The organism is Streptomyces capparidis (assembly GCF_054782095.1).
The window spans coordinates 12,916-38,723 of record NZ_BAAGTD010000032.1 but is presented as its reverse complement, the minus strand read 5'-3'; the positions used below and the strand labels follow the sequence as shown (position 1 = coordinate 38,723).

Genomic DNA, 25,808 nt, shown 5'->3' with positions numbered 1-25,808 from the left:
CGCCCGGAGGTCCGTCGCGCCTCAGCCGGAGCCGGGCGGTGGGAGGGCGGCCAGGCGGCGGGCCAGGAAGCGGCGCTCCGCCTCCGTCGGGGCCAGGGCCAGCGCCGCGCGGTACGCCTCGGCCGCCTCCGCCCGGCGGCCGAGGCGGCGCAGCAGGTCGGCCCGGGTGGCGGGCAGCAGGTGGTAGGAGGCCAGCGCGCCGCCCTCGGTGAGCGGGGCGAGCAGGGCCAGGCCCGCGGCGGGCCCTTCGGCCATGGCCACGGCGACCGCCCGGTTCAGCTCGACCACCGGGCTCGGCGCCACCCGGGCCAGCTCCCCGTACAGCAGGGCGATCTGCGCCCAGTCGGTGCCGGCCGCGTCGTCCGCGCCGGCGTGGCAGGCGGCGACGGCCGCCTGGATCTGGTATGGGCCCGGCCGGCGGCGCAGCAGCGCGTCGTCCAGGACGGCGAGGCCCTCGGCGATTCGCTCCCGGTCCCACCGGGAGCGGTCCTGCTCCTCCAGCGGCACCAGGTCCCCGTCCGGGCCGGTGCGGGCGGCCCGCCGCGCGTCGTGCAGCAGCATCAGGGCCAGCAGCCCCCGCGCCTCCGGGGCGTCCGGCAGCAGCGCGGCCAGGACGCGGGCCAGCCGGACCGCCTCGGCGGCCAGGCCCCGCCGCGCGGGGTCGCCGCCCGCCGCCGTGTACCCCTCGTTGAACAGCAGGTACAGCACGCCGAGCACCCCGGCGGTGCGCTCCGGCAGCAGATGCGCGGGCGGCACCCGGAACGGGATGGCGGCGTGGCGGATCTTGTTCTTGGCCCGGGTCAGGCGCTGCCCCATGGTGCCCTCGGACACCAGGAAGGCGCGGGCGATCTCGGCGGTGCTGAGCCCCGCGAGGGTCCGCAGCGTCAGCGCCACCCGGGCGGGCAGGGGCAGCGCCGGGTGGCAGCAGGTGAAGATCAGCCGCAGCCGGTCGTCCGGCACCGGGTCCTGCGGGTCCGCGGCGGCGTCGGCGGGCGCCGCGAGCGAGGCCGCCTCCCGCAGCTTGGCGGCCTCGGTCGCGGTGCGGCGCAGCCGGTCCAGGGCCCGGTTGCGCGCGGTCGTGGTGAGCCAGGCCCCGGGGCGGTGCGGCACGCCGTCGCGCGGCCAGCGCTCCAACGCCCGCGCGAAGGCGTCCTGGGCGCACTCCTCGGCGAGGTCCCAGTCGCCCGTCGTCCGGATCAGCGCGGCCACGATCCGCCCCCACTCCTCGGCGTACACCGCGGCGACGGCCTCCCTGACGGCCGCCTGCCCCCGCGGGCCCGGTCGCTCCGCTCCCGGCTCCACCACGCCTCGCCCTCCTACATCCAGAACGGCCGCACCTCGACCATCCCGTAGCGGGCCATCGGGTGCCGGGACGCGACCTCGACCGCCTCGTCCAGGTCGGCGCACTCGATCACGTCGAAGCCCGCCATCTGCTCCTTGGTCTCCGCGAACGGCCCGTCGGTGACGAGCAGCTCGCCGTCCCGCACCCGCACGGTGGTGGCGTCCGCCGCGGGCCGCACCTGATGGCCGAACAGCCGTACGCCCCGCCGGGTGGTCTCCTCCACCCACGCCGTGGGGTCGAGGTCCGCCCCGTCGGCCTCGATCGGGCCGTCCGTGCAGATCAGCAGAAGGTACTTCACTTGTCCTCCTCGGTGGTGGTGTGCCCGCCGGTGGCGCCCGCCGCGGCGCGGTCCCGCACCATCGCGGCGAGGGTGGCGGTCATGTTGCCGCGCATCCGGGCCAGGCGCGCGGGGAGCGCGGCGGGGTCGCGCAGCGCCCCGTCGCGGGTGCCGCTGGCGCCGGGGCCGTGCAGGAAGGTGTGCCGTACGAGGGTCCGCCCGGCCGTCGCGGGCGACAGCTCGTACCGCCAGATGGAGGCGGGGCGCGCCGGGTCGTCCCGCTCGTCCAGGACCGCCCAGGCGAAGGTGACCGGCCGCACCGCCTCGGTGACCACGCAGACCACCGAGCTGACGCACCCGTCCCGGTACCGGCTGCGCCCCTCGAACCGGGCACCGGCGCGCGGCCCCGGGGCGGCGGTGTCCAGCCACTCCGCGTGGGTGCACTCCGGGCTCCACCTGCCGAACCCGGACACGTCGGTGACCAGCTCCCACATCTCCTCCGGCGGCAGGTCCACGGTCAGCGCCACCTCCGCGCGGGCGCCCGTGACGATGTCGTCCATGGCTGTCTCCCTTCGTCCTCGTCGGTACGACGAACGGGAACCGCCGATCCCTACATCCGGCCGGGAAATTCCTCGGCGGGTCTTCACCGCCCGCCCCCCGGACCCGCCGCCGGGCCCGCGCGCGGCGGCGCTCCGCCGCGGCGGGCGGCCGTGCGGGCCGTTCCCGCGCTCGTCCCGGACTTGAGTGCGGTCCCGGGGCGTTTACCTTCCGGGCGCGCGGAGTTACCGTGTGGGAGCGTTCCCACTCCGGTTTGTGCGGCCGGGCCCCCAGCCGGCCCCGCTCGACGGGGACGGGAGCGGATCGATCCACGTACGGCAGCGGCACCCGCACGACGGGCGCGGCCGGCCGGTTGTCCCGACCGGCACCGGCGACGACCCGTCGAGGACGACAAAGTAAAGAGGAGACCCCCCACATGGCTCTTCGGACCACCGCACGGAACAAGAAGACCTCGCTCCGCGCGCCCCGCCTGCTCAGCCTCGGGGCGGCCGCGTCGCTGGCCATGGTGATGGCCGCGCTGCCGTCCCCGGCGTCCGCGCACGGCGCCACCATGGTCCCCGGCTCGCGCACGTTCCTGTGCTACAAGGACCTGCTCAACAACAGCAGCACCCAGATGCCCTCGAACCCGGCCTGCGCCGCCGCGGTCCGGGCCGCCGGCACCACGCCGCTGTACAACTGGTTCGGCAACCTGGACTCCAACGGCCAGGGGCGGACCGTCGGCTACATCCCCGACGGCACGATATGCAGCGGCGGCAACCGCGGCCCGTACAACTTCTCGCCGTACAGCGCGGCGCGCAGCGACTGGCCGAAGACCCACCTCACCGCGGGTTCGAGCGTCCAGATCCGGCACAGCAACTGGGCGCACCACCCCGGCACGTTCAACGTGTACATCACCAAGGACGGGTACAGCCCCACCAAGAGCCTGGCCTGGAGCGACCTGTCGCTGATCCAGACCGTGGTGAACCCGCCGCAGGCCGGCAGCGTGGGCTCCGACGGCGGCCACTACTACTGGAACCTGAACCTGCCGCAGGGCAAGAGCGGGAACCACATCCTGTTCATCCACTGGGTCCGCTCCGACAGCCAGGAGAACTTCTACTCCTGCTCGGACATCGTCTTCGACGGCGGCAACGGCCAGGTGACGTACTGACCGTCCGGCGGGACGGGCACCGGCGGCCGCTCCGCGCGGCGCGAGGGCCCGTCCCGCCCCGCGCCGGGCGGGTGCCCGGCGGTGGCCGTGCCGGCCGGGTGACGCGCCGTCCGCTTCGGGCGGGCCGTCCCGGCCGTCCGGCGCGCCCCGGGCCCGTCCGCGCCTACCCGCGTCCGGGCGCCGGGTCCCGCCTCGCCTCCCGGTCGCGGTAGCGGGGCGCCAGCGGTGCGCCGGACGCCAGGCGCAGGGCCGCCTCCGCCTCGGTCAGCCGCGCCACGGCCGCGGGGTCGGCCAGACCGGGGACGCACACCACCTCGCCCGCGTCCAGGGCGGCGAGCGAGGCGGTGACGACGTCCTCGGCCGGCATGCCGCCCTCCCCGTGGACCGGTGGCGCGCCGTCCGGCACCGACCCCTCGCCCGTGGACAGGTGGAACTCGGTGGCGGTCAGCCCCGGGCACAGGGCCTGGAGCCGGGGCCCGCGCCCGGCCAGCTCCGCCGCCAGGGTCCGGGTGAACGCCACCACGTACGCCTTGGTGCCCCCGTACACCGCGCGGTGCGGCAGTGCCCCCGGGGGCTCGGCGCCGGCGAACGCCAGCAGGGAGGCCACGTTCACCACGGCGCCCCCGCCCCGGCCGAGCATGCCCCGCACCGCCGCGTGGGTGAGGGCGGTGAGGGCCGCCGCGTTGACGTCGACGACCTTGCCGAGCAGCCCGGCCCCGGTCTCCGGGAACGGGCCGTAGCCGTTGATGCCGGCGTTGTTCACGAGCAGCCCCACGTCGTCGGCGGCCACCCGCTCCGCCACCCGGGCCACGTCGTCCGGCCGCGCGAGGTCGGCGGGCAGCGCCTCGGCCCGCACGCCCGCGCCCTCGCGCAGCCCGCGGGCCAGCGCCGCGAGCCGGTCCTCCCGGCGGGCCACCAGCACCACGTCCCAGCCGCGTCCGGCGAGCCGTTCGGCGTAGGCGGCGCCGATGCCCGACGACGCCCCGGTCACCACCGCCGTCGCCGGGGGCGTGTCCCAGCCCATGGCACCTCCACGTCTCCAGCCGGGCCTTGCGGGATACCCCGCGGCGGCGGACGCCATGCTCCGCCGCGCGGGGGACGCGCGCCCGGCGGCGCCCGGCGTCACCCGGTGGGCATGCCCATGAGCATGCCGGGCGCCACCTCGGTGATGGTGCCGTCCGGCGCGAAGTACACACGCACCTCGTACACGCCCAGCACGCCGCTGAGGAAGTCCGGCTGCCCGTAGTGCCACACCTGGAGCCCGAGCCGCTCGAAGTACGACCGGGCCAGGGTGCGCATGGTGTCCTCGCGGGTGTGCTGCTCCGCGAGGCCGTGGAGCCAGCCCGCGCCGCCCCTGATGTCGGTCACCGCCCCGTCGAGGTCCACGATGCCCGGGTCGGTGAGGCGTTCGTCGGTGACGGCCCAGAACTCGCTGCCCAGCGAGGTGAACGTGTACCCCGCCACGGTCGCCGCGGTGCGGGCCAGGGCGACCGCGACCGGCTCCCGCTGCCCGTACGCGGTCAGGTCGAGCCGCTCGCCGGACAGCTCCGGCCAGTCGCCCTCGCCCCCGGCCGGCCCGGCGGCCTCCCGGAACCGGTCCCGGATGTCGTCGGTGCCCGGCGCCCAGGCGAACCAGCCCTCCCGGGTGTCGTACGAGCCGAGGCGCCGCGCCTTCAGCCCGCCGCCGGGGAAACGCAGTTCGCCCGCGGCCTCGTCCCACACCGGCGGCCGGCCGTCCAGGCCCAGGTGCTCCTCCGCGTGGGCGACCATGGCCCGGGTCCGCAGGATCGAGTACGCGATCTCCCGCGCGGCCACCGCGAGCAGCGGCCGGGGGAACACGCGGTGCGGGGCGTGGGGGGACAGCCGCGCCCCCGTCAGCCGCTGCGGCGGCTCGGCGTCCGACGCGGGCGCCCCGCCGTCCGGGCCGCTGATCCCGACGCGGGCCACTCGCTCCCCGTCCAGCTCCACCACCACGCGGTCGCCGCACTCCAGCGTGCCCGTCACCCGGCCGGGCCCGTAGGCCGGTTCGACGCCGTGCCGGGCGAACCAGCCCTGGACGGGCTTGAGCGCCGGCCCAGGCAGCAGGGCGGCGCCGTTGCGCAGCGCCGCGGGGGAGGCGGAGGCGCGGGGACGGGCGCGCGGCACCGCGGGGTCGTCCACCGCCAGGAACAGCCGGCCGCGCTCGCTGACGGCGCAGATCACCCCGCCCCGGGCGTCGAGCAGCCCCAGGCAGGCCAGCAGCAGGTGGTCGGCGGCCAGCCTCGGGTCGGGGAAGTGGCCCAGGTCCGGCATGGGCTCGGTCAGCTCCGGCACGCCCTCGCGCTCGCCCAGCTCGCGCAGTCGCCGGGAGCGGGCCGCGGCGGGCGTGTCCCGGAACCGCTCGTTGGCCCAGGCCCACATCCAGGTGCCGTCCAGGGCGTAGGTGCCCAGCACATGGGCGCGCAGGGTGATCCCGGAGCGGGTCACGGACGGCTCGTCGAGGTCGAAGGAGACGACGCCGTTGGGCACGAGCGAGTCGAACAGGTCGACCTGCTCGCACACCCAGGCGAGCGTCGGCCGGGCGAGGGCGAGGAACGGGTCGCTGAAGGAGGCGGTCATGAGGGTTCTCGGTCGTCTTCCGGTCGTCGGTCCCGCGGTCCCGGCGCACCCGGACCGCACGTGTGTACGCCCTCATGACTTCGCCGGGACGCCGCGTGGTTCCCGCCCCGGGCCCGAGCCTCCGCGCCGCCGACCCGACGGGGTCCCGCCCCGGCGGTCACGCCCGCCGGGTCGTCGCCCGGCCCCGGGCCGGGTCCGCGCCGGGTCGGGCGCCCGCCTGCGAAGATCGGGGGATGGATCTGGAACAGGCACTGCACGCGGCACGCGCGCTGGTCCTCGCCGACCTCGCCTCGGGCGGGGTGGACCAGGCCGACATCGTCTCGCTGGTCGAGGACGCGGTGGCGCACCGCAGGTGGTGGGTGCGGCAGTGGCCGGAGGGCGTCGGCTTCGTCGCCGGCCTCGTGGCGCAGGACGTGCAGGACGCGCTGCTCGAGCGGCACGGGCGGTGGCCGCTGTGCCCGGTGTGCGGTGCCGACCACGAGCCCCACGCCCTCCAGGTGGAGCCCGAGCTGGGGCCGGACCCGCACTGGGTGTGCGAGCGGGCGGGGGTCGCGGTGGCGCGGGTGGGGGAGCTGGGCGGCGGTTCCGGCTGACGGGGAACCCGGGGCCGCGCCGCCGGGAAGTGGCGCATTTTCCCGACGGTGGAGTCTTGTGAAGCCGGGTTACCCCCGGTTACCTTCCAGTAGCCCGGTCGGAACCCGGACGCGCTCGGCCGGTGGGCCGGTGCGGTGGCCCGGCTGGTTGTCATGCCCTGTACAGACGCGTGCGGTCGCCGGCCCGGCGGCCGAGACCCGCACCACGACGCCCGATCCGCCCAGGGAAGGAACGGCGATGTCTGTGTCCGGAACGCGCCCGCCCCTGCGAGCCCTCGGCGGCATCGCCGCCGCCCTCGCCTTGGCCGCCACAGGCACCACGGCGGCCACCGCCGCGCCCGCGAGCGCCGCGGAGCTGCGCGAGGTCATGTTCGTGGGCAACAACTGGGAGGGCACCGCGGACGTCATCAAGTCCACCGGTGACTTCGCGAGGATGGGCCGGGTCAACGTCATCCCGGACAAGGACGAGCGGCTGACGGAGATCTACCTCAACCCGATCAAGCTCGCGTTCTTCCTCGGCGTGCGGTACGGGCCGGGCGAGGGCCACGACCAGTTCGTGGACGACATGTACTCCACCCCGGACGGCTCGGCCCTGGTGGTGTCGCGCCCGAGCTTCGCCGACGTGGTCTCGATCGACCTGGACACGGGCGCGCTCAAGTGGCGCTTCCCGGTCTCCGGCTTCCGCGCCGACCACATGGCGGTCTCCCCGGACGGCACCCGCGTCGCCGTGTCGGCCTCCACCTCGAACACCGTGCACGTGCTGGACATCGAGACCGGCCGGGAGCTGGGGTCGTTCGCCACCGGCGACAAGCCCCACGAGAACGTCTTCACCGACGGCGGCAGGCACCTGTGGAACATGTCGATCGGCGAGGTCACCACGGCGCTGGACGACCCGTCGATGGACTGGACGAAGGGCGACCGCAGGATCACCGTGGTCGACACCGGCACCTTCAAGCAGGTCAAGGTGATCGACATGCGCCAGCGGCTGGACGCCTTCGGCCGCAAGGACCTGTCCGACGCGGTCCGGCCGGTCGCGTTCACGCCCGACGAGTCCACCCTCTACTTCCAGGTGTCGTTCTTCAACGGCTTCCTGGAGTACGACGTCGCCGCGGACCGGATCACCCGCCTCAAGACGCTGCCGAAGAACTCCGCCACCAGCGAGGACCGCACCACCTGGGTGAACGACTCCCGCCACCACGGCATGTCGATGAACCCGGCCGGCACCAAGCTGTGCGTCGCCGGGACCATGGACGACTACGCCACCGTCGTGGACCGCGCCACCCTCCAGGAGGGCCCGCTGGTGACGGCGTCCAAGCCGTACTGGGCGACGGTCAGCGGCGACGGGAAGGCGTGCGTGATCTCCGAGAGCGGCTCCGACCAGGTGACCGCGATCGACTTCGCCACCGGACGGAAGATCGTCTCCGTGGCGGTCGGCGACCACCCGCAGCGGGTGCGCGTCGGCAACGTCCCCGCCGACTGGACCAGCCCGTCCACCGGCTGACCCCGCATCACCGGGCCGCGCCCGCCGCCTCCGCGGTGGGCGCGGCCTTCGCGCGCCCGGCCCGGGACCGGGCCCGGCGGCCCCGGGTCGCTCGAACGGGCGGTTTGGGCTCCGGGCGGAGCCGGACGGCGGGACGGAGGGCATGCTCCAGATGACCGCGCTCCCCACCGGCTGTCGCGGTGCCGGCGGGGTCCCGCCTTTCCTTCCCGGGAGCGGCTGATGGTGGTGGCTGTCCTTGGCGCCGCGGGTGCCCCGCGGCTCCGCTCGTCCCGTGCCCCGCTGGGGCACCGGGGGAGGCCCGCGCGCCCCGGCCGCCCGCCGTCGGAGCGGCCCGCGTACCCGCGGCCCGGGTCCGCGCGCCGGATATCCGGGACCGGCCCGCGGCCCCGGCACCGCGGTGGGCGCCCGTAAGCACGCCGGCGCATCGCCCCACCGCGCCGCGGCGCCGACCCTCTCCCGGCGTGCCCGGCGTCCGCGGCACGGGACCGCCCCCCGCCGCACGGCAAACCGGCACCGCACGGCAGACCGGCACCGCACGGCACGGCGGCGGCGACCGCCCGGCGTCCGACGGCGCCGCGCAGCACCACGGCCCCGCCCCCGCCGCCCGCCGCGCCCGCCCGCGGAGCGCACCGTCCCCCGCACCCCGCCCCGACCCGCAGAACCCGGCCGCCGGCCACCCGGCGCCCGGGCGTCCCAGGAGCGAAAGCGCCCCAGGAGCGACAGGAGCACCCGATGACAGCACCACCTCCCCCCGGGCCCGGCGCCATGCCCGTCGCCCTGGTGGGCGCCGCCTGCCGGCTGCCCGGCGGCATCAACTCCCTGGACGCGCTGTGGACGGCGCTGCACGAGGGCCGGGACCTGGTCACCCCGCTGCCGCCGGACCGCTTCGACGCCTCCCGGTTCCTCGACCCCGACCCGCGGCGCCCCGGCAAGACCTACAGCCTGGAGGGCGGGTTCCTCGACGACGTCCACGGCTTCGACGCCCAGTACTTCGGCATCTCGCCCCGCGAGGCCGCCCGCATGGACCCCCAGCAGCGCCTGCTGCTGGAGATGGCCGTGGAGGCCCTGGACGACGCGGGGGTCGATCCCGCCCGGATCGCCGGCTCGGACACCGCGGTGTTCGTCGGCTGCTCGGGCTCCCCCTACCTCGCGCTGATGAACCGGCTCCCGCCCGAGGACATCGACGCCCACACGATGACCGGCGCGGCGGGCTCCAACACCGCCAACCGCCTGTCGCACTTCTTCGACCTGCGCGGCCCCAGCGCGATGGTGGACACCGCCTGCTCCTCGGCGCTGACGGCCCTGCACCAGGCGTGCGAGGCCCTGCGCGGCGGGCGCAGCCGACTCGCCCTGGCCGCGGGCATCGGCCTGCTGCTCAACCCCGAGGCGTACGTGGGGTTCGCCAAGGCGTCGATGCTCTCCCCGACCGGCCGCTGCCGCGCCTTCTCCGCGGACGCCGACGGGTTCGTCCGCGCCGAGGGCGGCGGCCTGGTGGTGCTCAGGCCGCTGGCGGACGCGCTGGCCGAAGGTGACCGGGTGCACGCCGTGATCCTGGCCGGCGCCACCGGCGCCGACGGGCGCACCCAGGGCCTTGCGCTGCCCAGCGCCCGGGCCCAGGAGGAGCTGCTGCGCGACCTGTACGCGCGCGCCGGGGTCGCGGCCGACGAGCTGGTGTACTTCGAGGCGCACGGCACCGGCACCCGCGCCGGCGACCCCGCCGAGTGCCGGGCCGTCGGCCGCGCCCTGGGCGCCGCGCGGACCCGCGGGCCGCTGCCCATCGGCACCGTGAAGAGCAACCTGGGCCACCTGGAGGCGGCCTCCGGCATGCCGGGCCTGCTCAAGGCGTGCCTGGTGCTGCGGCACGGGCACATCCCGGCCACGCTGCACGCCGAGCCCCTCTCCCCGGACATCGACTTCGCCGGGTACGGCCTGGCGCCCGCGGTGCGGGCCCGCCCGGTGCCGCGGACCTCGGGCCGCCGGGTGGTGGGGGTCAGCTCGTTCGGGTTCGGCGGCGCCAACGCCCATGTGATCGTCGGCCCGCCGCCCGCGCTGCCGCCGCGGCCCGCCCCGCCGCCGCGGCCGGCGGTGCTGCCGGTCCTGGTCACCGCCCGCTCCGAGGAGGCCCTGACGGCAGCGGCGCAGCGCATGGCTGACCACCTCGACGCCATCGCGCGGGACGACTTCCACGACACCGCCTTCACCGCCTGCCGCCGCCGCGCCCAGCACCCCCACCGCGTCGCCGTGCTCGCCGCGACCCCCGGGCAGGCCGCCGACCGGCTGCGGCGGTGGGCGGCGTCCCCCGGGCCCGCGCGACCCCCGGCCGCGGCCGGGTCCGGCGCCGGCAGGGCCGTGTTCGTCTTCAGCGGCAACGGCTCCCAGTGGCCGGGCATGGGGGCGGACCTGCGGGCCGCGGAGCCGGTGTTCCGGGCGGCCGTCGAGGAGGCCGACGCGGCGCTGGCCCCGCTGCTCGGCTGGTCCGTCGCGGAGGAGCTGGCCGCGCCGCCGGAGCGCTCGCGCATGGCCTGCACCGAGGTGGCGCAGCCCGCCCTGTTCGCCGTCCAGCTCGGCCTGGTCGCGCTGCTCGCCGACCGCGGGGTGCGCCCGGACGCGGTGTGCGGGCACAGCGTCGGGGAGATCGCCGCCGCCTGCGTCGCCGGCGCGCTCGACCTGCCCGCCGCCGCCCGCGTCGTGGCCGCCCGCAGCCGCCTCCAGGCGGGCACCGCGGGCACGGGCGGGATGGCGGCGGTGGGACTGGGCGCGACCGACGTCTCGGAGCTGCTCGAACCCTACGGCGGGCGGCTCGAGGTCGCCGCGGTCAACAGCGCCCGGGACACCACCGTCAGCGGCGAGGAGGGGGCGCTCGACGACCTGGCGCGCCGCCTGGCCGGGCGGGAGGTGTTCTTCCGCAGGCTGGACGTCGGCCACCCGTTCCACAGCAGGCTGATGGACCCGCTGGCCGGGCCGCTGCGCGAGGCCCTGGCCGGGCTGCGGCCGGCCGCCCCCCGGCTGCCGTTCGCCTCCACCGTCACCGGCGAGCTGCACCACGAGGGCACCGGGGAGCCCCTGGACGCCGAGTACTGGTGGCGCAACGTCCGCCGCCCGGTGCTGTTCGCGCAGGCGGTGGACCGGCTCGTCGGGCGCGGCTGCGAGGCGCTGGTGGAGATCGGGCCGCACCCGGTGCTCCGCGCCTGTCTGCGGCGCGCCGCCGAGGCGGCGCGGCGCCCGCCCGCCGTCGTGCCCACCCTCGTCCGCGACCGCCCGGGACCGGACGCCGCCGACGAGGCGGCCGCGGGCGCGATCGCCGCCGGAGCGGTGGACTGGACGGCGTTCTTCCCCGTCCCCGGCCGGGTGACCGACCTGCCCGCCTACCCGTGGCAGCGTGAGCGCCACGACGGTCTGCCCCCGCCCCACTGGTGGACCCGCACCTGCGGCGACGGCGCCCTGGAGCACCCCCTGCTGGGTGAGCGCGCGGCCGCCCTGGAACCCACCTGGCACCACCGCCTGGACCACGCCCGCGTCCCGTGGCTCGCCGACCACAAGGTGGACGGGACGGTGCTGATGCCCGCCACCGGCTACGCGGAGATGGCCCTGGCCGCCGGGCAGCGGATCCACGACGCGCCCGTGGAGGTCACCGACCTGGTCTTCCAGGCGCTCGCCCTGCCCTGGGACGACGCCGAGGCGGAGGTGTGGCTCCAGACCTCGGTGTCGGACGAGGACGGCGTGGTCCGCGTCGGCTGCCGCACCGGCGGCCCCGGGCAGCCCTGGCGGCAGCACGCCCGCGGCCGGGTCCGCCGTCTGCTGCGCGGGCGCCCGGCCCCGCTCGACCCCGCCGCCACCCGCGCGCGCCTGGCCGGCCGCGGCGACGCCGCCGACCTGTACGCCCGCGCCCGCCGCGCCGGCCTGGACTACGGCCCCGCCTTCCGGGTGTTGGAGGACGTGCGCACCGGCGAGGGCGAGGCGCAGGCCCGCTACGCCGCGGGGCACCTGGCCGCCGAGGGCTGGACCGTCCACCCCGCCCTGCTGGACGGCGCCCTCCAGGCGGTCGCCGCGCTGCTCGGCGACGGCCGCACCCACCTCCCGGTGGCCGTGGACGCGGTGCGGGCCTGGCAGCCCCCGGCCGCGACCGGCCATGTGCACGTGCGGCGCCGCAGGGACGAGGCGGGCCAGAGCGTGTGGGACTGCACGGTCACCGACGACGACGGCGCGGTCAGCGTGCAGCTCACCGGCTGCCGCCTGCGGCCGTTCGAGACCCGGGCGCACACGCCCCTGCGCACCTACGTCACCGAGCTGCGGGCCGCCCCGCTGTCCCACGCCCCCGCGGCGCACGCCCCGGCGGCCCGCGCCGCCCTGCCGCGGCCCCGCGAGGTCACCCGAGCGGCCGGCGCCCCGCCGCGGCCCGCGTCCGCCCCGGGCGACCCCGCCGCCGGGCTGCGGCGGCTGACCGCGCACTTCGCCGCCCACGCCCTGGCCCGCCTGCTGCCCGGGGGCGCGCCGGTCACCTGGGACGCCCTGACCGCCGCCGGGGTGCCCCCGGGCCGGCGCCGCCTGGTGGGCCTGCTGCTGCGCACGGCCGAGGAGCACGGCCTGGCGGACGGCGCCGGCGACTTCCTCACCGGCGGCCGCTGCCTGCTGACCGGGCGGGCCCGCCCCGAGGAGGTGTTCCGCGCCCTGCTGGACGACACCCCGCGGGCCGCGCCGGAACTCGCCCTGTACGGCATGTGCGGCCGCGCCCTCGCCGACGTCCTCACCGGCCGGTGCGACCCCGTGGAGCTGCTGTTCTCCGAGTCGGGCCGGTACCTCACCGAGGAGCTGTACCACTCCTCGCCGTTCACCCGGGCGGCCAACCGGGTCACCGCGGACTGGGTGCGCGCGCTGGCCGCCCACGGGCCCGCCGACCGGCCGCTGCGGATCCTGGAGGTCGGCGCGGGCACCGGCGGCACCACCGCGGCCGTGCTGCCCGCCCTGCCCCGGCAGCGCACCCGGTACCTGTTCACCGACGTGTCCCCGGCCTTCCTGCCCCGGGCCATGGCCCGCTTCGCCGCCCACGACTTCGTCGAGTACCGGACGCTGGACCTGAACGCTCACCCGGCGGGGCAGGGACTGCGGGAGGGCTCGTTCGACCTCGTCGTCGCCGCCAACGTGCTGCACGCCACCGCGGACCTGCGGCAGTGCCTGCGGCACGTCGCGTACCTGCTGGCCGACGGCGGACACCTGCTGATCCAGGAGATCCACGACAGCCGTCCCGTCGCCCTGGTCTTCGGCCTGCTGGACAGCTTCTGGGCGAACACCGACCGCCACGAGCGCCCGGCCGGCCCGCTGCTGACGCCGCGGCGGTGGCAACGGCTGCTGGAGGACAGCGGCTTCACCGGCACCGTCCGCGGCGGCGCCCCGGGCGGGCCGGACGACCTGGCGTCGGTGTTCCTCACCCAGCGCCGGGACCGGGCCGCGCCCCTCCCCGGGCCGCCGCCCGCCGCCGCCCCCGGCGCCTCCTGGGTGATCGCCGCGGAACCCGGCTGCCCGCTCGCCCCCGAGCTGGCCGCGGCGCTGTCCGCGTCCGGCGCCGCAGAGGTGCGAACCACCGGCTGGGACACCACCGCCGAGGACTGGACGGCCCTCCTGACCGACCGCACCCCGCCGCCCGCGGTCGTGCTGCTCACCGCCGCGGAACCGGGCGCCGCCGAACCGGGTGCCGCGGATCCCGCCGCGGACTGCCTGCGCCACGCCGCCTGCCTGCGCGCCCTCGCCGCCGCGTACGCGGACCTGCCGCCGTCCGCCGCCCCCGAGCTGTGGCTCACCGTCCCCGCCGCGCCGGGCGCCGCGGCGCCCGAACCCGCGACCGTGCCCGCCGCGGTGGCCTGGGGCATGACCCGCGCCCTCGCCAACGAGTGCCCCCGGCTGACCGTGCGGCGCCTGGCCGTGGAGCACTCCGCGGACGCCCGCGCCACCGCCCGCCGCGCGGCCGGCGAACTCCTCGCCCCCGGCGACGAGGACGAGGTCGTCGCCACCCGCGCGGGCCGCTTCGTGACCCGCGTGACCGACCGGCCGCAGCCGCCCCCGCCCCCGGGCGCCCCCCGCCCCTACGCGCTGCGGGTCCGGGCGCCGGGACCCGGCCACGCCCTGGTCCGCCGCCCGGAGGCGCCGCCGCCCGCCCCCGGCCCGGACGAGGTGACCGTCGAGGTGCGCGCCACCGGGCTCAACTACCGCGACGTCATGCAGGCGCAGGGCCTGCTGCCGCCCCAGCCGGGACCGGACGGCGGCGACGAGCACCCCACCGGCTTCGAGTGCTCCGGCATCGTCACCGCCGTCGGCGACCGGGTGACCGCCTTCTCGCCCGGCGACCGGGTGTACGCCCTCGTCCCCGGCGCCGCCCGCTCCCACGTCACCGCGCACAGCGCCCTGACCGGGCCGGTCCCCGACGGGATGGACCTCGCCGCCGCCGCCACCCTGCCCATCGCCTACCTGACCGTCAGCCACGGCCTCGGCCACCTGGCCGGGCTGGCCCCGGGCGAGACCGTGCTCGTCCACGCGGCCGCGGGCGGCGTGGGCCTGGCCGCCGTGCGGTACGCCGGGCTCCGCGGCGCCCGCGTGATCGCCACCGCGGGCACCGCCCACAAGCGGAACCTGCTGCGCCTGCTGGGCGTCGAGCACGTCGCGGACTCCCGCGGGCTCGACTTCGCCGAGCAGGTGATGGACGCCACCGCGGGCCGCGGGGTCGACGTGGTGCTTAACTCCCTCACCGGGGAGGCCGCCGCCCGCAGCCTGGAACTGCTCGCGCCCGGCGGGCGGTTCGTGGAGCTCGGCAAGCGGGACTTCGCCGGCAACGAGCGCATGCTGCTCCGCCCGTTCCTGCGCGGCCTGAGCTACTTCGCCGTGGACGTCAAGGAACTCCTCATCGACCACCCGCGGCACGCGGAGCGGCAGTTCCGCGAGGTCGTGCGGCGCGTCACCGCGGGCGACCTTCGCCCCTTGCCGCACTGGACGCGCCCGGTGGAGCGGGCGGACGAGGCGTACCGGCTGCTGCGGCACTCCCGGCACATCGGCAAGGTCGTCCTGCGCCACGACCAGCCGCCGCCCCCGCACCGGCCGGGCGCGCGGCCGCGGTTCGGCCCCGACGGCACCTACCTGGTCACCGGCGGCCTCACCGGCCTCGGCGCGGCCACCGCGCACTGGCTCGTCGAGCGCGGGGCGCGCCGCCTCGCCCTGGTCGGCCGCCGCGGCGCGGCCACCCCCGGAGCCCCCGCGCTGCTGGCCGCGCTGCGCGACCGGGGCGCGCACGTCACCGTGCACTCCGCCGACGCCGCCGACGCCGAGGCCATGCGCGCGGTGCTCGGCGCCGCCGACACCGCGGGCCACCCCGTGCGCGGGGTCGTGCACGCCGCCATGCACCTGGACGACGCCCCGCTGCGCGACCTCGACGAGGACCGCCTCGCGGCCGTCCTCGGCCCCAAGGTGGGCGGCGCCCTGGTGCTCGACGCGCTGACCCGGGGCCGCGACCTGGACCTGTTCGTCCTGTACTCCTCCATGGCGGCGCTCTTCGGCAACCCCCACCAGGCCCCGTACGTCGGCGCCAACGTCGCCCTCGAGGCGCTGGCCAGGGCGCGCCGCGTCCACGGCGAGGCGGCCCTCGCCGTCGGCTGGGGCGCCGTCGCCGAGGTCGGGCACGTGGCGCGCACCGACCTGGCCGGGCTCATGGAGCGGCGGAGCTGGCGGCTGATGAGCCCGCGGGAGGCGCTGGAGAGCCTGGACCGGCTGCTCACCGAGGGCGAGGTCGTCGCCCACGTCGGCCGGACCGCCTGGGAGGGGCTGCGCTCCTTCTGCGCCACCGCGGACGCCCCGCGCCTGGCGCTGCTGGTGCCGCCCGTCGGGGACGTCACCGGGCACCGCCCCGGAGAGCTCCGCCGCCTGCTGGCCACGGCCCCGGAGGAGGAGGCCCGCGCCCTGGTCACCGCCGCCCTGACCGAGCTGACCGCGCGGGTGCTGCAAACCACCCCGGAGCGGGTGCCGGCCGACCGGCGGCTCGACGAGCTGGGCATGGACTCCCTGATGGCCGCGGAGTTCGCGGCGTCGGTCAGCCGGCACTTCGACTGCGAGATCCAGGCCATCGAGGCGGCGTCGCAGCCCACCGTGGACGACGTCGCGGGCATCGTCCTGCGGCGGGTGCGCCAACGGTCCGCGCCGCCACGGCGGGACACCGCCGCGGCGCTCCCGCCCGGGGCCGGGCCCGCCCGGGAGCGCCCGTGACCGGGGCACCCGAGGACGCCGCGGCCGCCCACGCCCCGTGGACCCGGGCGGCGGTGCGGCGGCCAGGGGCGGGGGCGGTGCTGTACTGCCTGCCGTTCCTCGGCTCGCCCGCCGAGTTCTACCTGCCGCTGGCCCGCGCGCTGCCGTCCGGCGTGGACCTGTGCCCGCTGGAGATCCCCGGCCACGGCGACCGCCTGCACGAGCCCGCCCTCACCGACCTGCCCGAACTCGCCCACCTGCTGGCCGAGGTGATCCTCCGGGACGCCGCGGGCCGCCCCTTGGCCCTGTTCGGCCACTGCTCCGGCGGCCTGCTCGCCTTCGAGGTCGCCCGGCTCCTCACGGCGCCGCACCCGGCCCTGCTGGCCGTCTCCGCGGCGCCGCCGCCCAGGCTGTGGGCGCGGCGGATCGGGGCGGTGCGCGGCCGGCCCCTCACCGCGGTGCTGCCGCTGCTGGCCGAACTGGCCGGGGACCGGCGGCTGCACCGGGCGACCGTCACCGCCCTCGCCAAGCAGGAGTCGTTCACCTACCTGGACTACCGCTACGCCCCGCGGGCCGCGCTCGACTGCCCCGTCGCGGTCTTCGGCGGGCGCGACGACACCTTCGTCGCCCCCGAGGACCTGGAGCAGTGGTCACAGGAGACCGGCGGGCGGACCGTCGTGCGCGTGTACCCGGGCCGCCACTTCTATCTGACGGCCCATTGGGCGGACGTCGCCCGCGGCCTCGCCCGGCACCTGCCCGCCGCGCGCCGCCCGGCTCCCGGCTGAGCCCGGCGCCCGGCGCCCGGCGCCCGGCGGGCGGGGCCGGCCCGGGAGCGGGCGCCCCGACGCGGCGGCACCGGGCGGCGTGCCCGACTCGCCGTGCGCGCCGGGCGAAACGTGTGCACCGCGACACAACGGGCAGATGTCCGATGATCTTGCTGTCGCGCCGCAGGAGGATGCCATGGCCCTGTCCGCCCGTCCTTCGTCCGCCGCGTCCGCCCGGCAACCGTTCAGCGTGCGGCGCACCGCCCTGTGGTGCGGGGCCGCCGCCGTGGCCGTCTGCGCGCTCGGGATCGGCGCCGGGGTGGCGGGCGGGGTGGCCCGCGAACACCCCGTCGCCACACTGCTCTGCGGCCTGGTGCTGCTGGTGCTGGTGGCCGGGGCGCGCCGCGGGCGCCCCGCGCGGCCCGCCGCGGCGCGCCGGGGGCCGGGCGCCCGGCGGACCCCGGACGGTGCCGACTTCGCCGCCCTGGAGCCGCGGGAGTTCGAGTACGCCGTGGCGGCGCTGTGCGAGCGCGACGGGTGCGCGGACGTGGAGGTCGTCGGCGGGGCCGGCGACCTCGGGGCCGACGTCGTCGCCACCACGCCCGACGGGCGGCGCGTCGTCATCCAGTGCAAGTGCTACCACGACCCCAACAAGGTCGGCTCCCAGGACGTGCAGCGCTTCGGCGGCACCTGCTACGCCGTCCACGACGCGCACGTCGCCGCCGTGGTGACGACCGGTGAGTTCACCGAGCCCGCCGCCGAGTACGCCGAGCAGTGCGGGATCGTGTGCTTCGACCACGACGGCCTCGCCGGGTGGGCCGCGGGCACCGCGCCCGCGCCCTGGGCGGCCGCCCGCTGAACACATCGGCACGGCTTGCCCGTCCGGCCGTTTGCCGCCCCCGTGACGGGAAACCCGCAGAGCATGGCTGGAACGAACAAGACGAACGGACAAGCCGCGGGCTCTGCCGCGCGGTCGGCCAAGCAGTCCGTCCCCGAGGGCGCCAAGGCGTCCGCGCGGGACGCACGGGACGGGGCCGCGAAGACCGCGGACAGCGCGCGGGACGCGGCCGGGGAAGCGGGCCGCGGCGGCCGTCAGACGCTGACGGAGCTCGGCGGGGCCACGGCGGAGAAGGCCAAGGGGACGGCGAAGGCGGTGCAGGGCACCGTGGCCTCCGCCGCCGGCCAGACCGTCGGCAAGGCGGGTGTCGCGCTCACCGCCCTCAAGGCCAGGAAGGCCGTCGCGGCCGGTGCGGGCGCGGGTGTCGCGGCCGTCGCCGCCGGCTCCTACGCCCTGGGCCGCCGCTCCGGGCAGCGCCGGCGGGGCCCCCTGTCCCGGCTCACCTCGGGGCGCCTGTAACGCACGGCGGCACGGGCGGAGGGCGGCCCCGCGGCACCACGCGGACCGCCCTCCGCCCGACCCGCACCGCCCGACCCGCACCACCCGGCCCACCGATCGGCTCTCGCCACGGCATGACGGGGCGTCGATACTTACGCCGACGACGTCCGCCGTCCGGAGGGAGGAACACGGGTGCGAGGGCTGCGCGCAAGGCTGGCTGTACTGATCGTGTCGGCGTCGGTGGTCGCGGCTCTCCCCGCGACGCCCGCGCACGCCGCACCCGCCGGCTGCGGCGGCGCGCCGGCGGAGCCCACCGTCGAGGAGCGGCGGCTCGCCGGGGCGGTGCCGCGGGAGATCCTGCGGCGCGCCGGCTTCGACACGCTGGCGTCCGAGTTCACCCGCGCGCTGTGCCGCGCCGACTCCCACCGCGAGGCCGAGCACACCGTGCGCCGCCACGCCCGGAACCTGTGGGAGCGGGCCGTGGCCAGGGCGCAGGGCCGCGGGCCCGCGGGCGGCGACCTGAGCCGCGACGACGACCGGCCGCTGTACTGGGCCCGGCTCGGGATGACGCTCGGCCTGCGGCAGTGGCAGCCGTCCTTCCCGCTCACCGGCACGGAACGCGCCGCGCTGCTGGCCCGCCTGGAGAGCGCCTCCCGCGGCCGGGATGCGCTCGCGCCGCCGCCCCGCACGGGGCAGGGCCGGACCCCGGGACGCGTCCTCGTCACGGGCTTCGACCCGTTCACCCTGGACCGGGACATCCGCATCAGCAACCCCTCGGGCGCCGCCGCGCTCGCCCTGGACGGCACGGTGATCGAGACCGGCGCGGGACCGGTCCGCGTCGAGGCGGCCGTCTTCCCCGTCCGCTGGGGCGACTTCGCCGACGGCACCGTCGAGCGGACCCTGCGCCCCGCCCTGCCGGGCGCCGACCTGTTCGCCACCGTCAGCCAGGGACGGCCCGGCCGCTTCGACATCGAGCGGTACAACGGCGCCTGGCGCGGCGGGTTCCCCGACAACGAGAACGTCTCCGAGACCGGGACCGTACCGGTCGGCGACCCCTCGTCCCAGCCCCAGTGGACGGCCACCACCCTGCCCCACGCGGCGATCGCCGCGGCGCCCACCGGCCGCTTCCCCGTGTACGACAACACGCAGGTCACCGAGGTCCCGGCGGGCTCGGACACCCCGGTCGTCCGCCCGGAGGGGCCCACCCCCGGCTCGCTCGCCCGCGGCGGGAGCGGCGGGAACTACCTGTCCAACGAGATCGCCTACCGCGCCACGCTGCTGCGCGACCGCCTCGGCCTCGGCGGCCTGCCGGGCGGGCACGTGCACACGCCGGTGCTCCAGTTCGGCGCCGGGAACACCGACCCCGCGACCGGGGCCGTCACCGACCCGGAGTTCGTGCGGAACCGGCTCGACATCATCGACCAGGTGCGGGAGATCCTGCGGGTCGCCGTGGAGAACTGACGCCCCGGCGCCCCGTGGGGGCGCCGGGGTGCGGGAAAGGGCCCGGGGAGCGGCCTGCCGCCGCTCCCCGGGCCCTTCGCACGTGCTTCGGAGGAGCTCAGCTCCTCGCCTCGGTGATGGCCGCGCCCAGGGCCTCCTTGATGCGCGGGCCGAGCCGGGCGAAGCCGAGCTCCTTCATCGCCGCCCGCAGCAGCTCCTCCTCGGTCCGCTCGACCGAGTCGCTGTCGATCCACCGCACCAGCGCCACCAGCTCGTCGGCGGAGTAGGCGGTGACGGGCCGTCCCGGAGTGAGCGACGGCTTGCGGGGGCGCCGGGCCCTGCGGGGCTTGGGGATGGTCGCGGCGGCGGGGGCCTCGGGCTCACCGGCCCGTTCCTCCGCCGCACCGCCACCGGACGCGGTGTCCGCGGCGGACTCCTGCGCGGGGGCGGGTTCCTCGGTGCGCGGGGCCTCCGCCTGCGGTGCGTCCGCCCGCGGGGTCTCTGCCTGCTGCGCGTCCGCCTGCTGCGCGTCCGCCTGCGGCGCTTCGGTTGCCGGCTCCTCGGCAACCGGCTCCTCGGTGACCGGCTCCTCGGTAACCGGTTCCGCGTCAGGTTCCGTGACGGTTTCGGCGGCGGGCTCCACGGCGAGCACCTCGTCGGCGACGACATCCTCGGCCGCGACGTCATCGGCGGCGGGGTTCTCGGTGGTGGCGCTCTCAGCGGCACCGTCCCCGGCGGCCTCCGGCTCCCCGGCGGCCTCCTCCGCCTTGTCCTCCCGCTGCGCCTCGACCGCCTCCTCGGCCGCCGGCTCCTCCACCACGGCGGGAGGCTCCTCGTTGACCGGCTCCTCCGCGGCCGTCTCCGTCCCGGCCCCCGCGGCATCCCCGCTCTCCGCGGCGCCCTCCGCCGCGTCCCGCTCCGGCTCGCCGTGCCGTGCGTCGTACGCCGCGACGGCCTCCGCGCCGTTGGCGCGGCGCTCGCTCAGCTCGTCCAGCAGCGGCCCGATTCCCTCCCGCTCCAGGCGGTCGCGCAGCGCGCGCAGCCTCGGCAGGCGGAACAGGTCGCCCTCCTCGGCGGCGAGCCGGTCCAGCAGCTCGGACAGCTCCTCGAAGGGCACCGTCTCCAGGTCGTGGTCGGGGCGGAGCAGCGCGCTCAGCTCGTGCAGCGCCGCTCCCGCGGCCTCGACGGCGCGGGCCGCCCCGTCGACCAGCTCCTCGCCGGGCGCGGCGGGCCGGCCCTCGGCGCCCAGCTCCGTCCAGTCCGCGCGCTCCGCGGCGGCCGACGCCAGCGCGGAGCGCAGGGCGGCGGGGCGGGTCCACGGCGAGACGGCCAGCCGCCGGGCGCGCAGGCGCAGCGAGAACCGGCGGCCCCAGGACAGCTCCACGGCGTGCTCACGCCGCCAGGCGCGGTCCGCGGTCGCCGCGGTGAGCGTGTCGAGGTCCTCCTCGTCGTACACCTCGGGTTTCAGCACGGCCAGCGTGTCGCGCACGCTGCGCAGCAGCGCCACGGCCGAACGGGTCCGCTCGACGGTGCCGGGCGCGGTCAGCGGCGTCCCCTCGGCCAGGCGGGCGGCCTCCTCCCGGACGGCGGGCAGGGCGGCGCGGGACTCGGCGAGGACGGTCGCGGCGGATCGGGCCTCCTCGGGGGTGCCGATGGTCTCGACGGCGGCGTGCCAGGCGTGGCTCTGTGCCGTCAGGGTGAAACCGCCGAGGTCCGCGTAGCTGCGCAGATCCTCCCGGACGTCCGGGCGGGCGCCGTCGGCGGGCGTGGGCTCGGAGGAGGGGGACGGGACGTCGGCGGTGATGGGCGGTGATGAAGGTGCGGTCATATCAGGCTCAGTTCCTGCGGGGACGGCTACTGCGGCGACTGGACGCGCGCGACGGCCGGGCCGCCGCCGGACGGCCCCGCCGAACGGAGCGCCCCGGCGGACTTCACCGTGCCGCGCGAACGCACACGATATGGGGCTTCGCTCACCGGGCGCGTACGCCGTCGAGCGTCAGGTCGAGGAGGCGGTGCGGTCACCGCTTCCGGGTGCGGATAGTAGCGGACCGGATCACCGGTGATCGCGGCGACATCGGCGCCGCGGCGCGGTCACGCACCCGGTTCGCCCTCCGGGCGGCGCCCACCGGCACCGTGCGCGCGGCCCGCGGCGGGCGCCGCGGGCCGCGCCCAGGTGACCGGGTCAGGCGGAGCCGACCGGGAGGGTGACGGCCAGGTTGGCGGCCTTCGTCAGATACGGGCGCACCCCGGCGACGGCGGGGTGGAGGTCGGTCTTGTTGCGGTCCACGACGTCGCCGAGGATCCGGCCGACCCGCACCGGCGCGCGCCCGCCCAGGTCGAGCGCCAGGTCCCACACCGGGGCCTCGTCGGACCCGCCCTCGCCGCGCGCGGCGCGCACCAGCTCCAGGGGGACCGTGAAGCGGAACCGGTTGTCCCCGAGCGCGGAGACGGCGGCCTCGAAGGGGCGGTCCGCCGCCAGCCGCGGCGTGGCCCGGACGGTGGCGGGGACCGCGGGGTCGAGCGCGGCGCCGTACACGGTGCCCGCCACGCTGAGCGCGACGGTGTCGGTGTGGATGCGCTCGGCCTCGGCGTGGGCCGGGCGGTGCCAGGTGCGCAGCGACAGGTGGCCGTGCACCGTCGGGTAGGGGATCCACCAGGAGAAGGGCGCTTGGTGCGCCGGTGTGCGGCCGAGCAGCCCCCGGCCCTCGGCGTAGCGGCACACCAGGCGGCGGCGGGTGTCGCGCGGGCCGGTGACGTGCAGGTCCCAGCGGCCCTCGGCGAGGGTGAGGGTGTCGCGGTCCAGCACTGCCCGCCACGGCGTCCGCCCGTCCGCTTCGCCCGGGGGGTGCAGCGGCAGCCGCACGGCGTCGTCGTGGTGACGGCGGGTGAGGATCAGGGCGGGCTCCTCGCCGTGCGGGCCCGCCGGGTCCACCAGGACCAGCAGGCGGCCGTCGGCGTCGACGCGGCAGGAGGCGGCGGGACGCGCGGACGGCTTCCTCGCCGGGCGCGCCGGGGCCGGTGCCTTCGCCGGGCCGCGCCGCCCCAGCGGGCCGCGCAGCAGCGCCTCGAGGGCGCCCCGGGAGGCCGCGCGCAGCCCGCGCGGCCCGTGGCCGCCGCTCGCCCCCCGGTCGCTCCGTCCGCCCTGTCCGCCCTGCTCGGGCGGGGCGGACGGCTCCTGCCGGAGCAGTTCGGGCCGCAGTTCGCCGATGAGCCGCTCGTAGGCGGCGGCCACCCGCCGCGGCGCGTACCGCTGGGCCGACACCCGGGCGGCGGCGCCCATGGAGCGGCGCAACTGCGGGTCCTCGATGAGCGACAGCAGCCCCGCCGCGATGCCGTCCGGGTCGCCGACGGGGACGAGCAGGCCGTCCTTGCCGTCGGTGATGATCTCGCCGGGCCCGTGCGGGCAGTCGGTGGCGACCACGGGGACGCCGCAGTGCATGGCCTCCACGATCGTCATGCCGAACGACTCCTCGTTGGAGGTCACGGCGGCGATCGACCCCTTGGCCCACTCGGTCTCGATGGGGGCGTGGGCGCCCATGAGGGTGATGTGGTCGGCGAGCCCCAGCTCGTCGATGCGGGCCCGCAGCACGGACTGCTGGGGGCCGCGGCCGTAGATGCGCAGGCGCCAGTCGGGGTGCTTGGCCGCGACGGTGGCCCACGCGCCGACCAGCAGGTCGTACCGCTTGACGGGGATCAGCCGGCCCGCGGCCACCACGAGCTTGGCGGAGCCGTCGGAGGGTTCGACGTCGGTGGCCGGGACGGCGTTGGGCAGCGCGGCCAGACGGGTGGTGAGGCCGGGCAGGTGGGCGCGGTGCGTGGCCGCGTCGGCCTCCGAGACGGCGGTGTGGGCGTCCAGGCGGGCGATGGCCGCGTCGCAGGCGGCGCGCAGCTCGGGGGCGTGGGTGGTGTAGAGCCGGTGCTCCTGGCCGATGCGCAGGTAGCCGCGGCCCTGCCCGTACTCGGCCAGGCAGAGCACCAGGCCGGGGCGGGTGGCGATCACCACGTCGGCGTCGCTGGCGGCGAGGTGCGCGGCGAGCCGCTGGTCGGTGAGGGCGTTGAAGGTCTTGGTGCCGTTGCTCTCGGCCGCGGGGACGAGGGCGGACGGCTGGTCGAGCAGCGGGTCGCCGACGTCGTTCGGCTTGGCGCCCGCGCGCAGGTCGATCAGCGGTGTCAGCCGGACGGCCGGGTCCAGCGGCAGCGCGGGAGCGTCCGCGGTGCGCATCAGCGTCACGATCCGCACCGAGTGGTGCGCGGCCAGGGCGCCGGCGACGTTGAACGTCGACCGTATGGTGCCGCCGATGCCGTAGGCGTTGTGCAGAAGGAAGGAAATCTTCATGGCGGTCCGCGCGCGGCGTCCGCTGCCTGCCGCGACGGCCTCCCCTCGGGTGTTCCGGGTGTCGGGTGGCTGTGCTCGGGGAGCTGCGACGGCGCCGTGGCGGGCCGGTCGTCCCGGCAGGTAAGACGGCCAGGCGGCGAAGAGGTTGCCGTCGTGTGAAGTCTGGCCGACTTCCATCGGTCCGGCATGTCGGGTGCGGCGGGGCGCGGATCCGCCGCACCCGACGCGGTGGCGGGCCCGTGCCCACCGGCGGAGGAGGCGCGGACCCGCGGGCTGACGGCGGCTCACCCGGGCGGCCGCCGCCCGCCGTCGGAAAAGGTCGGCCGAAAATCGCCCGTCCGGCCGAGCCCGAACGGGTGCCGCCCGCCCCCGTGGCCGCCGTCGGCCGGGGGAGGGCGCCCGGGGCCGGGCCGGCGGCTCACCCCGTCCCGGCCGCCACCCGGGGCGGGGCGGGCTCGGGCCACTCGACGATGCGCACCGCGGCGCCGGCCGCCTCCAGGCCGCGGCAGTGGGCGTGGTGCCTGCGGGCGATGCCGTCCAGGTCGAGATGGGCGCCGAAGGCCGGACGGGCGGCCAGCCGCCGGGCATGGGCCCACACGTGGGAGTACGCGGCGAGGTGGTGCACGGCGGCGGCGTCCAGGTGCCAGCGGTGCACGGTGTCCAGCCGCACCAGGGCCACCCACACCGCCACGTCGGCGGCGGTCAGCCGGTCCCCGAGGACGTACTCCCGCTGGGCGAGCGCGCGGTTCAGCACGTCCAGGGAGTGCAGGACGGTGCCCAGGGCGGCCTCGCGCGCCTCGGGGTCCGCGCCGGGCCGCCCGGCCTGCTGCGCGGCCTCGTTGACGCCCTGCGCGCACAGCAGCTCGACCGCCCGGATCCGCGGCTCGTCGTCGTGCGGGTGCAGCTCGGGGGCGCCGGGTGCGGCGAACCTGCGGGCGAGGTCGCGCAGGATGTCGGGGGCGCAGGTGCTGACGATCCGGCCGGTCCAGTCGTCGGCGAGCACGGGCGCGGCGGTCGGCCCCTGGTAGCGGTGGGCGCTGGCCTCGTACAGCGGGCGCAGCGCCAGGTACCCGCCCCCGGGCGCGTCGGGCACGGCGGGCAGCGTCGTCACCGGGACCGCGCCGTCGAGCCCGAGCAGGTCGTGGGTGACGGCGATCCGCAGGCAGTCGGGGCCCGACGGGGACAGGTGGAGGCGGTAGCGGCGCGGCACGGCGTAGTGGCCGCTGCGCGCGTCCGGCCCGATCCGCCCCCGGAACGGCGGCGGACACGGCGTGGACGGCACGGCGGAGGGTGTGGCGGACATGTGTCTCCCTGGGACCTGGGCGGCTGGTCACTGAAGGCGCGAGGGCGCGGGCGCGCGAAGGGCGCGGGTGCGGGCGGAGGCTGCCCGCGGGGCGGCGGACGGGGCCGCGGCTGTCAGCGGGCGCGGCTGCCCGCGCTGCACACGCGCAGCAGGTCGATGTGCCGGCGGGAGGTCAGCAGCAGCGGGGAACGAGCCGCACGGCCGGTGCCGAGTGCGTTGCGCGCCATGACGTCCCACCTGTTCGCGAGGGTTCCCCACCTCGGAGTGTCGAGCGGGCCCGACACCCAGTCAAGGGCGGCTGGCGGGTGTTCTCGCATGGTGGGCGGTGCGGGGGAGTCCGGCCCCGGGCGGCGACCGGGAACGGCGCCGCCGACCCGCGGCGCACGCCGGCCG

16 protein-coding genes and 1 pseudogene are annotated in these 25,808 nt (G+C 77.8%); 8 read left to right on the top strand and 9 right to left on the bottom strand.

Going from position 1 to position 25,808, the window contains the following annotated elements; translation table 11 throughout:
• Positions 1-21 precede the first annotated feature (21 nt).
• From ACYVO2_RS24080 to ACYVO2_RS24070, 3 genes are read right to left on the bottom strand one after another with little or no spacing between them, the layout of a single operon-like run.
• Positions 22-1,305 carry an RNA polymerase sigma factor gene (locus tag ACYVO2_RS24080; protein WP_461010043.1) on the bottom strand — a complete coding sequence of 428 codons (1,284 nt, stop codon included), beginning with the start codon at positions 1,303-1,305 and terminating at the stop codon, positions 22-24.
• Between the two features lie 11 nt (positions 1,306-1,316).
• The gene (locus tag ACYVO2_RS24075; RefSeq protein ID WP_461010042.1) at positions 1,317-1,640 is read right to left on the bottom strand and encodes a YciI family protein; all 324 of its coding nucleotides are present in this window, start codon (positions 1,638-1,640) and stop codon (positions 1,317-1,319) included.
• A complete protein-coding gene (locus ACYVO2_RS24070) occupies positions 1,637-2,179 on the bottom strand; it encodes an SRPBCC family protein (protein ID WP_461010041.1) in 543 nt (180 codons plus the stop codon). The genes ACYVO2_RS24075 and ACYVO2_RS24070 overlap by 4 nt, the downstream gene beginning before the upstream one ends.
• Before the next feature lie 500 nt (positions 2,180-2,679).
• Between ACYVO2_RS24070 and ACYVO2_RS24065 the strand changes: the two are divergent.
• Positions 2,680-3,318: pseudogene (locus tag ACYVO2_RS24065) on the top strand (lytic polysaccharide monooxygenase auxiliary activity family 9 protein); the annotation flags it as partial.
• Between the two features lie 169 nt (positions 3,319-3,487).
• On the opposite strand, the gene ACYVO2_RS24060 reads toward ACYVO2_RS24065, so the two are convergent.
• Both ACYVO2_RS24060 and ACYVO2_RS24055 read right to left on the bottom strand, forming a co-directional pair.
• A complete protein-coding gene (locus ACYVO2_RS24060) occupies positions 3,488-4,348 on the bottom strand; it encodes an SDR family NAD(P)-dependent oxidoreductase (RefSeq protein ID WP_461010040.1) in 861 nt (286 codons plus the stop codon).
• Between the two features lie 98 nt (positions 4,349-4,446).
• Positions 4,447-5,922, bottom strand: a complete 1,476-nt coding sequence (locus ACYVO2_RS24055; protein ID WP_461010039.1) for a DUF6882 domain-containing protein — start codon at positions 5,920-5,922, stop codon at positions 4,447-4,449.
• A 233-nt stretch (positions 5,923-6,155) separates the two neighbouring features.
• Between ACYVO2_RS24055 and ACYVO2_RS24050 the strand changes: the two genes are divergently transcribed.
• The 7 genes from ACYVO2_RS24050 (at position 6,156) to ACYVO2_RS24020 (ending at position 19,797) form a co-directional block, all read left to right on the top strand.
• Positions 6,156-6,515 carry a hypothetical protein gene (locus ACYVO2_RS24050; protein ID WP_461010038.1) on the top strand — a complete coding sequence of 120 codons (360 nt, stop codon included), beginning with the start codon at positions 6,156-6,158 and terminating at the stop codon, positions 6,513-6,515.
• A 238-nt stretch (positions 6,516-6,753) separates the two neighbouring features.
• A complete protein-coding gene (locus ACYVO2_RS24045; protein WP_461010037.1) occupies positions 6,754-8,016 on the top strand; it encodes a YncE family protein in 1,263 nt (420 codons plus the stop codon).
• A 732-nt stretch (positions 8,017-8,748) separates the two neighbouring features.
• On the top strand, positions 8,749-16,257 hold the full coding sequence (locus ACYVO2_RS24040) for an SDR family NAD(P)-dependent oxidoreductase (protein WP_461010036.1): 7,509 nt from the start codon (positions 8,749-8,751) through the stop codon (positions 16,255-16,257).
• A complete protein-coding gene (locus ACYVO2_RS24035) occupies positions 16,254-17,021 on the top strand; it encodes a thioesterase II family protein (RefSeq protein WP_461010035.1) in 768 nt (255 codons plus the stop codon). The genes ACYVO2_RS24040 and ACYVO2_RS24035 overlap by 4 nt, the downstream gene beginning before the upstream one ends.
• A gap of 136 nt (positions 17,022-17,157) precedes the next feature.
• Positions 17,158-17,859 carry a restriction endonuclease gene (locus ACYVO2_RS24030; protein ID WP_461010034.1) on the top strand — a complete coding sequence of 234 codons (702 nt, stop codon included), beginning with the start codon at positions 17,158-17,160 and terminating at the stop codon, positions 17,857-17,859.
• A 63-nt stretch (positions 17,860-17,922) separates the two neighbouring features.
• Positions 17,923-18,357, top strand: coding sequence for a hypothetical protein (locus tag ACYVO2_RS24025; protein WP_461010033.1), 435 nt, complete (start codon positions 17,923-17,925; stop codon positions 18,355-18,357).
• Positions 18,358-18,528: 171 nt separating this feature from the next.
• Positions 18,529-19,797, top strand: a complete 1,269-nt coding sequence (locus ACYVO2_RS24020; RefSeq protein WP_461010032.1) for a pyroglutamyl-peptidase I — start codon at positions 18,529-18,531, stop codon at positions 19,795-19,797.
• 97 nt (positions 19,798-19,894) lie between these two features.
• On the opposite strand, the gene ACYVO2_RS24015 is transcribed toward ACYVO2_RS24020, so the two are convergent.
• The 4 genes from ACYVO2_RS24015 to ACYVO2_RS24000 all read right to left on the bottom strand — a co-directional run bounded on the left by ACYVO2_RS24015 (position 19,895) and on the right by ACYVO2_RS24000 (position 25,642).
• The gene (locus ACYVO2_RS24015; RefSeq protein WP_461010031.1) at positions 19,895-21,604 is read right to left on the bottom strand and encodes a hypothetical protein; all 1,710 of its coding nucleotides are present in this window, start codon (positions 21,602-21,604) and stop codon (positions 19,895-19,897) included.
• Between the two features lie 354 nt (positions 21,605-21,958).
• Positions 21,959-24,112: a glycosyltransferase family 4 protein gene (locus ACYVO2_RS24010; protein WP_461010030.1), complete on the bottom strand. Its 2,154-nt coding sequence runs from the start codon at positions 24,110-24,112 to the stop codon at positions 21,959-21,961.
• A 418-nt stretch (positions 24,113-24,530) separates the two neighbouring features.
• The gene (locus ACYVO2_RS24005; protein WP_461010029.1) at positions 24,531-25,415 is read right to left on the bottom strand and encodes a glutathione S-transferase C-terminal domain-containing protein; all 885 of its coding nucleotides are present in this window, start codon (positions 25,413-25,415) and stop codon (positions 24,531-24,533) included.
• Positions 25,416-25,528: 113 nt separating this feature from the next.
• The gene (locus tag ACYVO2_RS24000; RefSeq protein WP_461010028.1) at positions 25,529-25,642 is read right to left on the bottom strand and encodes a putative leader peptide; all 114 of its coding nucleotides are present in this window, start codon (positions 25,640-25,642) and stop codon (positions 25,529-25,531) included.
• Positions 25,643-25,808 lie beyond the last annotated feature (166 nt).